Source organism: Bradyrhizobium sp. 159 (genome assembly GCF_023073795.1).
Classification (GTDB): domain Bacteria; phylum Pseudomonadota; class Alphaproteobacteria; order Rhizobiales; family Xanthobacteraceae; genus Bradyrhizobium.
This window is the reverse complement of sequence record NZ_JADPKE010000096.1, coordinates 67,925-81,886: the sequence shown is the minus strand read 5'-3', so window position 1 is coordinate 81,886 and position 13,962 is coordinate 67,925. Positions and strand designations below refer to the sequence as shown.

The window sequence follows — 13,962 nt, the reverse complement described above, 5'->3', positions numbered from 1 at the left end:
TCGTCACAAGTCCTGGAGTGAACCCATGAAGCTATCCGGCAAGGTCGCCGCCATCACCGGCGCGGCGCGCGGCATCGGCAAGGCTTGCGCGAAGAGATTCCTGGACGACGGCGTCAAGGTCGTCATCTCGGATGTCGATGCCGACGGCTTGGCCGCCACGGCGGCCGAGTTCGGGCGGCCGGATGCCTTGCGCACCGTGGTCGCCAATGTCGCCGCGCGCACGGACGTGGATCATCTTGTCGCAATTGCTGCCAAGGAATTCGGCCGGCTCGACATCATGGTCAACAATGCCGGCGTGGCCCGCAATCAGGACATTCTCGATATCTCCGAGCAGGATTTCGACGACGTCATCGCCATCAATCTGAAAGGCGCGTTCTTCGGCGTGCAGGCGGCGGCGAAGCAGATGATCGCGCAGGGCGGCGGCGGGGTCATCATCAACATGTCCTCGGTGAACGCGCTGCTGGCGATTCCGACGCTCGCGACCTACGCCATCTCCAAGGGCGGCATGAAGCAGCTCACCTCGGTCGCCGCGGTCGCGCTCGCCCCGCACAACATCCGCGTCGTCGCGGTCGGGCCGGGCACGATCCTGACCGACATGGTGGCTTCAGCGATTTATACGTCGGAGGATGCGCGCAAGACCGTGCTATCGCGCACGCCCGCCGGGCGCGGCGGCGAGCCGAGCGAGGTCGCCTCGGTCGTGGCGTTCCTGGCCAGTGACGATGCCTCCTACATCACCGGGCAGACGATCTATCCGGATGGCGGCCGGCTGATCCTGAATTACACGGTGCCGGTGAAGCAGAAATAGGGCTGGAAAGGTCGTCCCACACGCGCTGTATCGCTCGGCTTGCCGTCTTCGCTGACGCTTCGCCGGCCCAATACTGAGGTGCCCGGCGAAGCCCTTGGCGGAGCCGGGACCGGGCGATCCAGTACTCCGTGACTCCTGCGATTGAACCGAGAGGCCGCAACGTACTGAATGCCCCGCCTTCGCGGGGCATGACAGCAGTGGTGAGGCGGCGGTTTGCCTGTTACTCCGCCGCAACCGTCATCCCATGTCCGAGCCGCTTCGAGATGGCGCTGGCGCAGTCGCGCAGCGCATGCGCGATCGGGCTGTCCCAGCGCGCGTCGAACGTGCCTTCCGGGCCCATCGCGGTGATGACCAGCGCGACGTGGCCGGAATGATCGAAGACCGGTGCTGCGAACGCATTGACGCCGGGCAGAGGATCGCCGAGCGCGCGGGCGAGGCCATGCTTGCGGACCTCGGTGAGCATCTCGGCGATCTTCGCGCCTTTCACCACGCGCTTGGGATTGTAGCCGACGCCGTGGCGGTCGAGGCCGCTCTCCAGCGCGGCACTGATCGTCCTCTCCGGCAGGAATGCCGCGAAGGCCCGGCCGGTCGCGGTCTCCAGCAACGCCATCACCGAGCCGGCCCGCATCACGATGTGGACGGGCTGGGCCGGCTCTTCCAGTTGCACTACGGTGGGACCGTGCGTGCCCCAGACCGCGAGCGAGACCGCGTGGCCGATCTGGCTTGCGAGGGCCGCGATCCTGGGACGTGCGATGCGCACACCGGAGAGGCGGCGCAGGCTGATCAGGCCGAGCTCCAGCGCCAGCGCGCCGATCTCGTAGCGGCCGGTGGTCTCGTCCTGCTCGATCAATCCGATGCGTGAGAAGCTGGCGAGATAAGGATGCGCCTTGGCCGGCGTCATGCCGGCTTCGCGGGCGAGATCGCGCAGCATCATCGGCTCGCTGCTCCTTGCGAGCGCGCGGAGCAGTTCTCCGCCGACCTCGATCGACTGGATGCCGCGGCTTGCCCTCTTCATGCGCCTCCTGATGTGCGTCCGCTTACGCCGCCTCGCGCTTAGCGGCGCTGTCGGCAAGGTGTCGTCCGGCAATGTAGCCGAAGGTCAGCGCCGGCCCAAGCGTGATGCCGGCGCCGGGATAGTTGCCGCCCATGATGCTCGCCATGTCGTTGCCGGCGGCATAGAGCCCCGGAATCACCCGGCCTTCGGCGTCGAGCGCGCGCGCGTTCTCGTCGGTGACGATGCCGGCATAAGTGCCGAGATCGCCGATCACCATCTTGATGGCGTAAAACGGGCCGTTCTCGATCGGCGCGACGCAGGGATTCGGGCCGTGCAGCGCATCGCCCTGGTAGCGATTATAGGCCTTCGAGCCCTTGCCGAAGACGGCATCCTGGCCCTGTGGCGCGGTCGCATTGAATTGCTTGATGGTCTCGGTGAACGCCTTGGCATCGATCCCCGCCTTCGCCGCGAGCGCTTCCAGCGTGTCGCCACGCATGAGGTAGCCGGTCTTGAGGTGATGCCCGAGCGGCATCGGGAAGGGCGGCACGCAGCCGAGACCGTATTTGCGCAGCGTCTTGTGATCGCAGACCAGAAACGCCGCGATCTCTTCGCCGGGCTTGGCCGCCTTCACCATGGCCTGGACGAAGTCGTGATAGGAATTGCCCTCATTGGTAAAGCGCTTGCCGTCGCGCATCACCGCGATCACGCCGGGCTTGGCGCGGTCGATGAAATGCGGCATCACGCCCTTTGAGCCGTCCTTGCGTGTGGTCAGCGACACCGGCACCCAGGCGGCAGCGTTCGGCAGGCGATCCTCGACCTGCCCGCCGGCACTTTCCGCAAGGCGCAGGCCGTCACCGGTGTTGCCGGTCGGTCCCGGCGAATAGTGCTCATTGCCCGTCGGCGCATGTGGAAACATCTTTCTGCGCCGCTCGACATCGTGCGGAAAGCCACCGCAGGCAAGCACGACGCCCTGGCGCGCGCGGACGCGCACATCGCGTCCCTCGCGCGAAACGATCGCGCCGGTCACGGTACCGTTCTCGACCGAGAGCTCGCGCACCGGCGAGGACAGCCACATCGGAATCTTCAGGTCGAGCGCGGATTTCGCCAGCCGCCCTGCGAGCGCATTGCCGTTGGTGAGCGTCATGCCGCGGCCGTAGCGCAGCACGTCCACGAGATGACGTGACAGGCGCTTGGCGACATAGGCCGCGGAGGTCAGCGACTTCGTCACGCGCATGAAGTGGATGATCTCCTTGCCGGAGCCGAGCATCATGCCGAACACGGTCAGTTCGGGCAGGGGCATGCCGAGGGTCTTGATGAGGTCGCCGAGTTCGCGGCCGTCGAATGGGCGCGTGACCATCGAGCGGCCGCCCTGCACACCGCCGGGCGCCTCGGCATGGTAGTCGGGAAACACCAGCGGCATGTCGAAGCGCAGCGCGGTCTTGGCGGTAAAGAAATCGACCGCTTCGGGGCCGGCGCTGAGGAATGCATCGACCCGCGCGGCGTCGTAATTGTTGCCGGCTTCGTGGCGGAGATAGGTGCGGGCCTGCTCCGGCGTCTCCTCGATGCCGTAAGCCCTGGCAAGCGAGGTGCCGGGAATCCAGAGCCAGCCGCCGGAACGGGCGGTGGTGCCGCCGAAGCGCGGCTCCTTCTCGACAATGAGCACGTCGAGGCCGCGATAACGCGCGGTGATTGCCGCCGACATGCCGGAGGCGCCCGATCCGGCCACGAGCACATCGCACTCGTAAGTCTCAATTGTGCTTTGGTCGCTGCCGGTCATCTGGATCTCACTTCTTCAGGAGCGGACATTTGGACTCGGAGACCGGGCGGAAGGCGTCCTCGCCCTTCACGGTCTTGACGATGTCCAGATAGTCCCACGGCTCCTTGGACTGCTCGGGCGACTTCACCTTGGCGAGATACATGTCGCGGATGACGCGACCGTCCTCGCGCAAGCGTCCGCCATGGACGAATGTATCCTCGACCGGCAGCTCGCGCATCTTGGCCATGACCTTGGCCGAATCGTCGCTTCCAGCGGCCTTGATGGCCTTGAGATAATGCAGCACCGAGCCGTAGACGCCGGTCTGGATCATGGTCGGCATCACCTTGGTGCGCTCGTAGAACTTCTTCGACCAGGCCCGGGTCGCCTCGTCCATGGCCCAGTATGAGGCCGTGGTCATATAGGTGCCCTGCGCGGCCTTGAGGCCGATCGCGTGCACGTCGGTGTCGAACATCAACAGGCCGACCAGCTTCTGGCCGCCCTGCACCAGGCCGAATTCGCCCGACTGCTTGATGGCGTTATCGGTGTCCTGGCCGGCATTGGCGAACGCGACCACGTCGGACTTCGAGCTCTGCGCCTGGAGCGCGAAGGAGGAGAAATCGGCGGTATTGGTCGGGTGCTTGACGCCGCCGAGCACCTTGCCGCCCATCTCGTTGATGAAGCGGGTTGCGTCCTTCTCGAGCTGCTGGCCGAAGGCGTAGTCGGCGGTGATGAAATACCAGGACTTGCCGCCTTCCTTGATCACGGCGGAGGCCGTCACCTTCGACAGCGCGTAGGTGTCGTAGGTGAAATGCACGGTGTTGGGGCTGCACAGCTCGTCGGTCAACGAGCTCGCGCCGGGGCCGGAGAGCAGAGCGATCTTGTTGCGTTCGCGCACCATGTTGTGAACGGCGATGGCGATGCCGGAATTGGGGATGTCGACGACAGCGTCGACCTTGCCGTTGTCGAACCAGCCGCGCACGATCTGCACGCCGACGTCGGTCTTCATCTGGTGGTCGGCGCTGATGATCTCGATCGGTTTGCCGAGCACGGTCGGCCCGAATTCCTCCACCGCCATCTTGGCGGCTTCGACCGAGCCAGGCCCGCTGTTGTCGCGGCCCCAGCTCGACAGGTCCGTCAGCACGCCGATCCGGACCGCGTCGTCCGAGACTTGTGCAGTAGCAGCAGACGTCATGGCCGCGAGCATGGCGCAGGCCAAAAGCCCTCTCATCGTCGTTCCCTCGCTTATTGGCCGCTTGGCGCGGCTGGTCGTTGTGGCTGCAGGTTAGATAATAGCAAATGAGTTTGTCAATGGCGAATGAGAGGTCGGATTCGGCAGTCAGGGTCCGTGCAGGACATGAGTTTGGAGCATCGGTGCTCATTCCAGCGCGATTTGGCCATGATGCGCACCGGAATCGACGGCAGGGCACGGCAGCGACAGGGTCTCTGCGCCAGCGGAGAACTCGACGACCGCGCATGTTGGCACGCTCGCGGTGTTCTCGGCTGATCGGCGGCGCGATCATCGGGCACTATGGCGGCCGGCTCGGCCGCCTCATCGTCGCGGCGAGCAGGCGGGATTTGCCGCGTTCGGAAACACCAGGAAGGTGATGGTCGCCGGCGCGAGCCGGATTGCTCCTGCCGGTGCTGCGTGCGCGTCAAGCCGGGGCAATCTGCCATCGGCGGTCAGCGCGAGCGTCTTGTCGTTCAGCTGCACAACCGTGCCTTGCAACCGCGCGGCATGCAGTGCGTACCGCTCGGCTGAGGCCGAGAGCGTCAGCGGGCGCGAGGCGCGGCGCGACGTGTTGATCGCGAGCAGCGACACCGCACCTGCCATGGTCGGATGGCAATGGGCGTAGAGATGAAGATCTGGTGAAGCGGCCCTGCGTGCATCGAGCACGATCGGTCCCATCAGCCGCCGCCAGAGCAGCGCAGCCCAGTAACTCGGCCGCGGCCGGAAGGTGGCTTCGTCGAGCAGACCGTAGTCGCTGGCAGCGAGGGTGTTGTGCATCACCACCTGGACGCCGGCCTTCGCCAGGCGTCCGAGCTGGTCGAGATAGCGGAACGTGTCGAGAAACGTCCGGTCCCATCGGTTGCCGCCGCAGGCCGCATCAGCCGTCTCAGTCAGCCAGATTGGCTTGCCCGGCTCGAATGTGTCGCGCAGCGCCTGGTAGGTCGCGCGTGTCGCATCCGTGCGTGCCAGCCATCCCTCCGAGAGCGCCTGCGCCGGATCATCGTGCCCGCCGCAGCGCGGCGAGATCGTGTTGTAGTGGTGATAGGAGAAGCGGTCGACCCCCGAACCGGATGCAGCGAGCAGATCGCGCGTCGTGATGCCCGCCCCGGATGGCGATGGCGCGTCGCCAACGGAGCCTGGACCGAGGATCAAGGTCTCAGGCGCCTCGCGCCGCACCCAGTCGCGGAAGATCTTGAAGTCGCGGCCATAGGCGGTCGCGTCATAGCCGGCCGGTGCGCCGTTGGTCGCTGCGAGTGTCGGTTCGTTCATGAATTCGGCGGCGGCGATGCGGCCGCCCAGCGCGCGCGTGGTGTCGATGAGCTGCTGCGCCTGATCCGGTTTCCACACGCCATCGGCATCGCGGCTGCCAGGACTGATCGCAAACGAGGTGACGATCTCGGCATCGACCGCGCGCGCGAACTCGACGACGCCGCGCCACTGGTCGTGGCTGAGGACGGAGTTGAACCCCGGCGGCGGCTTTCCCGGCGGGTCGGCCAAGAACGTCGCATTGGCCCAGGTGCCGCTCACGCGCAGATAGGCCGGCGACAAGGCGGCGGCGAGCAGGCGCAGGCGTGCATTGGTCAGATCGATCGGCGGTCTTGCGCTGTAACGATCCCGCTGGTCGAAGGTCCGTGCCGTTCGCGGATAGGGCTTCCAGAACCGTCCGCCGGTCACCTCCACCATCTCGATGTTGTAGGACTGAAAGCGCGTATCGACCGTTCCGATCGCCTTCAATTCCGCCGCCACGACGGGCCCGTCGCCGGCGCGCGCCGCGCACATCGTTGCGGCTGCGAGCAGCGCAATCGTCAGCGCGCATGCCGCTGCGCGACCGGTTGGGTGCGTTCCGTATCCCCCGCTGTCGTATGCGGCCCGGTGCTTCGTCATGCGTTGCCGGTCCGGATGCATAAGAGGCAACCCTGGTCTTTGCCAAGCTCGCCAATTTATCTCTATTTTACCCCGCGATCGATCCCGGGGGCTTCCGGGCCACCCGCCGCCGGTGGTCGCGGGCAGGGAGGGGGCGGGCCGTCAGCCGAGCATCAACCAGGGTGGGGCACAAAAAATTTGTGGCAGCCCCCTTGAAACTGATATCGCTTTTTCTAAGTCGTTTTTCGCCGCGAGAGCGGTGTGCCGGATGCCAGAATCGGGTCCGGCACGGGCGCCGGGCTGGTCTTTTCGGACCCGTCTGAAATCCCCGCCGTGCGCTCCTTCGTATCCATCTTGCTCTTTGGAGGACTTGGTTATGAGGACCAGTTTCGACTTCGCGCCCCTGTGGCGCTCCACCATCGGCTTCGACCACCTGGCTGACCTCGTCGACAGCACGCTGCGCCAGGCGACCGAGGACAATTATCCTCCCTACAACATCGAGCGTTCCGGCGAAGATCATTACCGGATCAGCCTTGCCGTGGCGGGCTTCGGCGCCAACGACATCACGGTGACGGCCGAACAGAACGCGCTCACGATCGAAGGCAGAAAGCCCGAGGGCGCCCCGCGCGAGTACCTCTATCAGGGCATCGCCGCGCGTCCTTTCCGGCGCGTGTTCAACCTCGCCGATTATGTCCAGGTGAAGCAGGCCTCCTTCCAGGACGGGCTCCTGATCATCGACCTCGTCCGCGAGGTTCCGGAAGCCATGAAGCCGCGCCGGATCGCGATCAACGGCGGCACACCTGCGGCATCGCAGATCGAGCAGAAGAAAGCAGCCTAAGCATTCGATCGGGCGAATGGCGGAACGCGGCGCTAGGATGCGCGCCGCGCTCCCCAATGCATGGAGGAGAGAACCATGGCTTTTCGTGATCTCATTCCCTGGTCGAGGAACCAGGAGCTCGCGCCTGCGCGCGATAACTTCGATCCGTTCCTGACGCTTCATCGCGAGATGAACCGTCTGTTCGACGATGTCTTCCGCGGCTTCGGCGGGACCAGCCTGTCGCCGCTGATGGAGGGCCGTTTCGGCTGGCCAAAGGTCGAGCTCAGCGAGACCGACAAGACGCTGACCGTTTCGGCCGAACTTCCCGGACTGGAGGAGAAGGACGTCCAGGTCGAGATCGCCAATGGCGTCCTGACGCTCCGCGGCGAGAAAAAAGCCGAGCGCAACGGCGAAGGCAGGTACTTTACCGAGCGCTATTATGGTGCTTTCGAGCGGCAGATCCCGCTGGAGGGCGTCGAGGAGGACAAGGCCGAGGCGTCGTTCAAGAATGGCGTCCTGACCGTGTCGCTGCCGAAGTCGGAAAAAGCACGCGAAGGCGTCAAGCGCATCGCGATCAACACTCATTAGCATCAATCGCGGACGGCGGCGGTCGGCGCCGCCGTCCACCGTCAACAAACCCGTCCCTTGGAAAGGAGCATGAGGGGAGGACCGATGACCAACGTGAACACCAATGCCGGCACTCTCAGCCCGCTGTTTCATCCCGCTGCCCATTACGACTCGCCTGCCGACGTCCTGAATGCAGAGGAGCTCTCCACGCCGGAGAAGCGGATCATCCTGTCATCCTGGGCCTCGGACATGTACGCGGTCGAATCCTGTCCCGCGCTGCGCGAGATACCAGGCATGAGCCACACCGTACGGCTCGCCGATATTCTGACGGCGTTGCGCCGGCTCGACGGCGACAATGACAATGACGACCCGCCCCGCGGGGGCGGCGTCCCGATGCGGTTGCGGCGGCCCTGGGCCGCCGCCGAGAGGCAAGCCGCATGATGCTCACGCACACTGTTCTGACGCTCGTGCTGATCGGTCAGGCGTCGGCGGCCTTCGCCGTTCCTTATCTGGCCATGCACGGTCTCATCGCCGCGCCGCGTGACTGAGGCCACAAAGTTCTTTCATTCAAATCCTGGGCTAGGCGGCAGGTGACGAAGATGAATGCTGTGCGTTTGCTTTCGCTGGCGTTGCTGTTGCTGACGCTCACGGCATCGCAGCCCGCCGCTGGCCAAATTCCGGACCTGAAGACGGGCGGCTCTGTGCCGACCCTGGCGCCGCTGGTGCGTCAGGTGACGCCGGCCGTGGTCAACATCTCCGTGCATGGCCGCGTGCGCGAGGACAATCCGCTCTATCGCGACCCGCTCTTCCGCGAGTTCTTCGACGTCCCCCGGCAGATCGAGAAGGAGGTCAACGCGACCGGCTCTGGGGTCATCGTCGATGCCCAGCGCGGCTACGTACTCACCAACAATCACGTGGTCGAAGGCACCTCCGCCGTTCAGATCACCACCAAGGACGGCCGGCAGTTCTCGGCGAAGGTCATCGGCCGCGATCCGCCGACGGACGTTGCGGTGCTCCAGATCCAGAGCCCGGCCGGGCTCAAGGCGCTTTCCTTCGGCGACAGCGACGCGCTCGAAGTCGGCGATTTCGTGCTTGCGATCGGCAACCCATTCGGCCTCGGCCAGACCGTGACGTCCGGCCTCGTCAGCGCGCTGGGCCGGACCGGACTCGGCAAGCAGGGTTATGAGGACTTCATCCAGACCGATGCTGCGATCAATCCCGGCAATTCCGGCGGGGCGCTGGTCAGCTTGCGCGGAGAACTGGTGGGCATCAACTCGGCCATCATCTCGCCTGCCGGCGGCAATGTCGGCATCGGATTTGCAATTCCCGTCAACATGGCGCGGAAGGTGATGGAGCAGATCGTCGCCAAGGGCCGCGTCGAGCGCGGCCGGATCGGCATTTCGCTGAAGGACTTGCATCCATCAGTCAACAAGGGATTCAACGAAGGCGCCGTCATCGCGGACATTGCGGCGGATTCGCCGGCGCAACAGGCAGGCCTGCGCAAGGGCGATATCATCACCAGGGCCGACGACCGCCCGATCCGCACCGCCGCCCAGCTCCGCAACACGATCGGCCTTGCGCGCATCGGCGAGGAAGTCAAACTCGTCCTGCTGCGCAATGGCGCCCCGCTAACGGCGGTCGTGAGAGTCGCTCCCGCGCCCGAACCAAGCAGTGCCGCCGCTGGCAACCGTTTCGTCCGTTAGCGGGTTCGCACCGCGCGGTATCCAGCAAGCCGCGCCGATCCATGTTGCTGGCACACCAAATATCGACTATCAGCCGGATCGGCGCGCATGACGCTGCCCAAGCAAAGGCAAAGGGAGCATCCGAGATGACCTCACCCACGCGACGTGATTTGCTCGCAACCGCTGCGGCGGCTACCGCCGTTTCGATGACCGGGGTCGCACCGGCCGCCGCGCAGGCCGGACCCAAGCCGATCTTTCCGGTGCCGATGGTGACGATCCCGATCGTCGGTGAGACCCAGGTGTTTCAAGTGCGTCGCATCTACTGCATCGGGCGCAATTACGCGGCGCACGCGATCGAGCGCGGCTCGGATCCGAACCGCGAGCCGCCGTTCTTCTTCCAGAAGCCGACCGACGCGATTCAGAACGTCGCGATCGGCGAGGTCGCCGATCATCCCTATCCGTCGCTGACCAAGAACTATCATCACGAGGTCGAGCTGGTTGCGGCGCTGAAATCCGGCGGCACCAACATTCCGGTCGAGAAGGCGCTCGACCATGTCTATGGCTATGCGCTCGGGCTCGACATGACCCGGCGCGATCTTCAGAACGGCATGGCCGCGGAGAAGAAGCCCTGGGAGATCGGCAAGAGCTTTGATCATGCGGCCGTGCTCGGTCCGATTCACCCGGCAAGCAAGACCGGCCATTTCGAGAAGGGTGCGATTTCGCTGGCAGTCAACGGCGCCGTCCGGCAGAACTCCGATCTCAGCAAGATGATCTGGAGCGTCGCCGAGCAGATCGCAAAGCTGTCGGAAGCGTTCGAGCTGAAGGCGGGCGACATCATCTATTCCGGCACGCCGGAGAATGTCGGCCCGGTGGTGAAGGGCGACGTGCTGTTGTGCAAGCTCGAGGGCCTGCCGGACGTGTCGATCAGGATCGTCTAGCAGTTGCGCTGAGTGGCCCGCGTGGAGCCCCGGTTGACGGCGCAAGAGCTGCGAACGCCGAGTTCCATCGATTGCCCTTGGTTGGCCGGCAAGCGAACTTGGTACGGCCATATTTGAGCAGGAGTGATCTGCCGCGAGGGAGGCGCTCCGATGAACAAAGCTGTGATCACCGCTATTGCAATGCTGGCTTGTGTGCCGGCGAGCGCAGTTGCGCAGGAGCGCGCGGGCGATGCAGCGCTCGGCGCCTTATCCGGTGCGGTCGTACTTGGCCCGGTCGGAGCCGTCGCCGGAGCGTTGGTTGGTTACACCGCCGGACCTACGATCGCCCGGTCCTGGGGCCTGAGTGGTTCGCAGTCGGCAAGACACCGGCAGCCGCCACGTCGCGCTGCCGCGACCCGCGTCCCACCGCGCACGCGCGAGGCGATGGCTGCCAATGGCCAGACGAGCGCTGCCGGCAACCCGACCCCGCCGGTTCAAGCCGCGCCTGCCGTGCCGGCGCAGACCTCGGCTCCGCCCGTTCAGGGGTTCGACTGACGGCGCGGCTTCAACCGACACACCTTCGGCAGGTTGAAGGTCGCCCGCGCGGTCAGCCGAAGTGACGGCGATCTAGGGTTGGCCCAGGATCTTCTTCGCGGCGCGAAGATGCGGCTTGTCGATCATCTGGCCGTCGAGCCGCAGCGTGCCGGCATTCGGATTGCTCGCGAATGCCGCGATTACCTTCTCCGCCCATGTGCGTTCGGCCTCCGTCGGCTCGAAGGCCGCGTTGACGACATCGACATGCTTGGGATGGATCAGCGCCTTGGCTGCAAAACCGTCGCGCCGTGCCGCGCGCGTCTCGGCGTCGAGGCCGGCGAGATTGTCAATGTCGGTATAGACGGTGTCGATCGGCGCAACCTCGGCCGCGGCCGCCGCCATCAGGCAGAGATCGCGCGCGAGCCGATAGGGGCTGTGGAACACGCCGCCCGAGGCTTTCTCGGTGGCGCCGAGCGAAGCCGAGAGATCTTCGGCACCCCACATCAGTCCAGCGAGGCGAGGGGAGCAGCCTTTGTAGCTGCCAAGCCCGAAGATGGAGCCGGCGGTCTCCGTCGCGACGCAGACGATGCGCGTCGCGCCGACCGCGATGCCGGCCGCCGCCTCGAACGCTTCGAGCCAGGTCGCCACCTGCCGCACATCGTCGCCGCCTTGCGATTTCGGCAGCACGATGCCGTCGGGCTTGCCCGGCATCACCGTGGCGAGATCGACGAGCGTCATGCCGGTGTCGAGCGCGTTGACACGGACATAGAGCTGGTGCGGGCCGCGAGAGCCCTTCAGCATCGCCAGCGTCAACCCGCGCGCCTGCTCCTTCTTCTCGGCGACGACGGAATCCTCGAGGTCTATGATCAGCGCGTCGGCCTTGCCTTCGCTCGCTTTCTCGAATTTGCGCGGGGAATCACCCGGCACGAACAGCATCGAACGCATCAGACCGGCCTCTTGTGCATCATCGCCATGCGCCGGCATTTGCCGACGATCTCGTCGTTCTGGTTGAGGGCGTGGTGCTCGAACTCGACGATGCCTGCCCTCGGGCGCGATTTCGATTCCCGCAACGAAAGCACCTTCGTCGTCGCCCGCAACGTGTCGCCGTGGAAGACCGGCTTTGGAAAAGTGACGTCGGTCATGCCGAGATTGGCAACAGTGGTCCCGAGGGTCGTATCATAGACCGTCATGCCGATCATGATACCGAGGGTGTAAAGACTGTTGAAAATGCGCTGGCCGAACTCGGTCTTCTCGGCGAAATGCGCATCGATGTGCAGCGGCTGCGGATTGAGCGTCAGCAGGCTGAACATGGTGTTGTCCATCTCCGTGACGGTCCGGGTCAGCGGATGCCTGAACTCCTGGCCTACGGAGAAGTCCTCGAAATAAAGTCCGGCCATCGCGGTTTCCCTCCTTGCGAAATAACGACGCGCTCGCACCGTCGCGCCGCATGACCCTATGCATGGTACACGCACTTGGCAGGCAAATTCACGTATCTGTACTGAGTTTTTCGAGCTAAAGAACGCAAGCGAGGGAAGGTCCGGCGCGGCAATCTTCCATCGCCGTTTGGGTGGGCTCAAAGATCGGGCACGTGAGTCGCCGCGGCTCCTAGCACGGAGATCAAGAACATGGATTTCGCGCTCACCGATCAGCAGGAAGCCATTCGCGACGCCATCGCCAAGATCTGCGAAGGCTTTCCCGATGCCTATTGGCTGAAGAAGGATCACGACGGCGGCTTCCCGCACGACTTTCACAAGGCGCTGGCAGATGCCGGCTGGCTCGGCATCTGCGTGCCGGAGGAGTATGGCGGCTCCGGGCTAGGCATTACGGAAGCCGCGATCATGATGCGCACCATCGCGGAATCAGGTGCCGGCATGTCCGGCGCGTCCGCGGTGCATATCAACGTGTTCGGACTCAACCCCGTCGTCGTGTTCGGCACCGAGGAGCAGCGCAAGCGCATGCTGCCGCCGATGGTCGAGGGTCGCGAGAAAGCCTGTTTCGCGGTTACCGAGCCCAACACCGGTCTCAACACCACCCAGCTCAAGACCCGCGCGGTCGCCAAGAACGATCGCTACATCGTCAACGGCCAGAAGGTGTGGATATCGACCGCGCAGGTCGCGCACAAGATCCTGCTGCTGGCGCGCACCACCCCGCTGGAACAGGTGCGCTCGCCGACCCACGGCCTCAGCCTGTTCTACACCGATTTCGACCGCAACAAGATCAAGGTCCACGAGATCGAGAAGATGGGCCGCAAGATCGTCGATTCCAACGAGCTGTTCTTCGAGGATTTTGAAATCCCGATGGAGGATCGGATCGGCGAGGAAGGCAAAGGCTTCGAGTACATCCTCGAAGGCATGAACCCGGAGCGTATCCTGATCGCGGCGGAAGCGGTCGGTCTCGGCAAGCTCGCGCTATCGCGTGCGACCGAATACGCCAAGACGCGTGTGGTGTTCAACCGGCCCATCGGCAAGAATCAGGGCATCCAGCATCCGCTGGCGGTGAACTGGGTCGAGCTCGAGGCGGCCTGGCTGATGGTGATGTCGGCGGCCTGGCAATACGACAAGCGCATGCCCTGCGGCGCCGCCGCCAATGCGGCAAAGTATCTCGCTGGCGAGGCAGGCTTCTCGGCTTGCGAGCAGGCGGTGATGACCCATGGCGGCTTCGGCTATGCCAAGGAATTCCATGTCGAGCGCTATTTGCGCGAGATCCTGATTCCGCGCATCGCGCCGGTCAGTCCGCAGCTCGCGCTCAGCTTCATCGCGGAAAAGGTGCTTGGCCTCGCCAAGTCTTACTGAGCGACCT

Annotated in this window: 14 protein-coding genes; 8 read left to right on the top strand and 6 right to left on the bottom strand. The window is 64.9% G+C overall.

Features of this window, described 5'->3' with window-relative positions; translation table 11 throughout:
• Window positions 1–25: 25 nt before the first annotated feature.
• Window positions 26–805: an SDR family oxidoreductase gene (locus IVA96_RS30150; RefSeq protein ID WP_247420978.1), complete on the top strand. Its 780-nt coding sequence runs from the start codon at window positions 26–28 to the stop codon at window positions 803–805.
• 220 nt (window positions 806–1,025) lie between these two features.
• On the opposite strand, the gene IVA96_RS30145 is transcribed toward IVA96_RS30150, so the two are convergent.
• From IVA96_RS30145 to IVA96_RS30130, 4 genes are all read right to left on the bottom strand, one after another.
• A complete protein-coding gene (locus IVA96_RS30145) occupies window positions 1,026–1,820 on the bottom strand; it encodes an IclR family transcriptional regulator (protein WP_247420976.1) in 795 nt (264 codons plus the stop codon).
• 22 nt (window positions 1,821–1,842) lie between these two features.
• A complete protein-coding gene (locus IVA96_RS30140; protein ID WP_247420974.1) occupies window positions 1,843–3,576 on the bottom strand; it encodes an FAD-dependent oxidoreductase in 1,734 nt (577 codons plus the stop codon).
• Window positions 3,577–3,583: 7 nt separating this feature from the next.
• On the bottom strand, window positions 3,584–4,783 hold the full coding sequence (locus IVA96_RS30135) for an ABC transporter substrate-binding protein (RefSeq protein WP_247420970.1): 1,200 nt from the start codon (window positions 4,781–4,783) through the stop codon (window positions 3,584–3,586).
• Window positions 4,784–5,104: 321 nt separating this feature from the next.
• Window positions 5,105–6,667: a hypothetical protein gene (locus IVA96_RS30130; RefSeq protein WP_247420967.1), complete on the bottom strand. Its 1,563-nt coding sequence runs from the start codon at window positions 6,665–6,667 to the stop codon at window positions 5,105–5,107.
• Between the two features lie 355 nt (window positions 6,668–7,022).
• Here IVA96_RS30130 and IVA96_RS30125 point away from each other — a divergent pair, with 355 nt between their 5' ends.
• The 6 genes from IVA96_RS30125 (at window position 7,023) to IVA96_RS30100 (ending at window position 11,184) form a co-directional block, all read left to right on the top strand.
• On the top strand, window positions 7,023–7,484 hold the full coding sequence (locus tag IVA96_RS30125) for an Hsp20 family protein (RefSeq protein WP_247278317.1): 462 nt from the start codon (window positions 7,023–7,025) through the stop codon (window positions 7,482–7,484).
• A 75-nt stretch (window positions 7,485–7,559) separates the two neighbouring features.
• The gene (locus tag IVA96_RS30120; protein WP_247278318.1) at window positions 7,560–8,051 is read left to right on the top strand and encodes an Hsp20/alpha crystallin family protein; all 492 of its coding nucleotides are present in this window, start codon (window positions 7,560–7,562) and stop codon (window positions 8,049–8,051) included.
• An 84-nt stretch (window positions 8,052–8,135) separates the two neighbouring features.
• Window positions 8,136–8,471 (top strand): hypothetical protein, encoded by a 336-nt coding sequence (locus tag IVA96_RS30115; protein ID WP_247420964.1) that lies wholly within the window; start codon window positions 8,136–8,138, stop codon window positions 8,469–8,471.
• A gap of 158 nt (window positions 8,472–8,629) precedes the next feature.
• Window positions 8,630–9,733: a trypsin-like peptidase domain-containing protein gene (locus IVA96_RS30110; protein ID WP_247420962.1), complete on the top strand. Its 1,104-nt coding sequence runs from the start codon at window positions 8,630–8,632 to the stop codon at window positions 9,731–9,733.
• Between the two features lie 125 nt (window positions 9,734–9,858).
• Window positions 9,859–10,650: a fumarylacetoacetate hydrolase family protein gene (locus IVA96_RS30105; RefSeq protein ID WP_247278321.1), complete on the top strand. Its 792-nt coding sequence runs from the start codon at window positions 9,859–9,861 to the stop codon at window positions 10,648–10,650.
• Window positions 10,651–10,800: 150 nt separating this feature from the next.
• Window positions 10,801–11,184 carry a hypothetical protein gene (locus IVA96_RS30100; protein WP_247420960.1) on the top strand — a complete coding sequence of 128 codons (384 nt, stop codon included), beginning with the start codon at window positions 10,801–10,803 and terminating at the stop codon, window positions 11,182–11,184.
• A 72-nt stretch (window positions 11,185–11,256) separates the two neighbouring features.
• On the opposite strand, the gene IVA96_RS30095 is transcribed toward IVA96_RS30100, so the two are convergent.
• Together IVA96_RS30095 and IVA96_RS30090 are read right to left on the bottom strand one after the other, a co-directional pair.
• Window positions 11,257–12,108: a CoA ester lyase gene (locus tag IVA96_RS30095; protein ID WP_247420958.1), complete on the bottom strand. Its 852-nt coding sequence runs from the start codon at window positions 12,106–12,108 to the stop codon at window positions 11,257–11,259.
• Window positions 12,108–12,560, bottom strand: coding sequence for a MaoC family dehydratase (locus tag IVA96_RS30090; RefSeq protein ID WP_126255091.1), 453 nt, complete (start codon window positions 12,558–12,560; stop codon window positions 12,108–12,110). Before IVA96_RS30090 ends, IVA96_RS30095 begins: the two co-directional genes overlap by 1 nt.
• Window positions 12,561–12,788: 228 nt before the next feature.
• Between IVA96_RS30090 and IVA96_RS30085 the strand changes: the two genes are divergently transcribed.
• Complete coding sequence (locus IVA96_RS30085; protein ID WP_247278324.1) at window positions 12,789–13,955, top strand: acyl-CoA dehydrogenase family protein; 1,167 nt, start codon at window positions 12,789–12,791, stop codon at window positions 13,953–13,955.
• Window positions 13,956–13,962 lie beyond the last annotated feature (7 nt).

Bases quoted from the DNA above. Each gene is read 5' to 3' on its own strand.
- IVA96_RS30145 (WP_247420976.1), bottom strand. From the start codon at position 1,820: ATGAAGAGGGCAAGCCGCGGCATCCAGTCGATCGAGGTCGGCGGAGAA.
- IVA96_RS30150 (WP_247420978.1), top strand. From the start codon at position 26: ATGAAGCTATCCGGCAAGGTCGCCGCCATCACCGGCGCGGCGCGCGGC.
- IVA96_RS30140 (WP_247420974.1), bottom strand. From the start codon at position 3,576: ATGACCGGCAGCGACCAAAGCACAATTGAGACTTACGAGTGCGATGTG.
- IVA96_RS30090 (WP_126255091.1), bottom strand. From the start codon at position 12,560: ATGGCCGGACTTTATTTCGAGGACTTCTCCGTAGGCCAGGAGTTCAGG.
- IVA96_RS30125 (WP_247278317.1), top strand. From the start codon at position 7,023: ATGAGGACCAGTTTCGACTTCGCGCCCCTGTGGCGCTCCACCATCGGC.
- IVA96_RS30135 (WP_247420970.1), bottom strand. From the start codon at position 4,783: ATGAGAGGGCTTTTGGCCTGCGCCATGCTCGCGGCCATGACGTCTGCT.
- IVA96_RS30130 (WP_247420967.1), bottom strand. From the start codon at position 6,667: ATGACGAAGCACCGGGCCGCATACGACAGCGGGGGATACGGAACGCAC.
- IVA96_RS30110 (WP_247420962.1), top strand. From the start codon at position 8,630: ATGAATGCTGTGCGTTTGCTTTCGCTGGCGTTGCTGTTGCTGACGCTC.
- IVA96_RS30115 (WP_247420964.1), top strand. From the start codon at position 8,136: ATGACCAACGTGAACACCAATGCCGGCACTCTCAGCCCGCTGTTTCAT.
- IVA96_RS30095 (WP_247420958.1), bottom strand. From the start codon at position 12,108: ATGCGTTCGATGCTGTTCGTGCCGGGTGATTCCCCGCGCAAATTCGAG.
- IVA96_RS30105 (WP_247278321.1), top strand. From the start codon at position 9,859: ATGACCTCACCCACGCGACGTGATTTGCTCGCAACCGCTGCGGCGGCT.
- IVA96_RS30085 (WP_247278324.1), top strand. From the start codon at position 12,789: ATGGATTTCGCGCTCACCGATCAGCAGGAAGCCATTCGCGACGCCATC.
- IVA96_RS30120 (WP_247278318.1), top strand. From the start codon at position 7,560: ATGGCTTTTCGTGATCTCATTCCCTGGTCGAGGAACCAGGAGCTCGCG.
- IVA96_RS30100 (WP_247420960.1), top strand. From the start codon at position 10,801: ATGAACAAAGCTGTGATCACCGCTATTGCAATGCTGGCTTGTGTGCCG.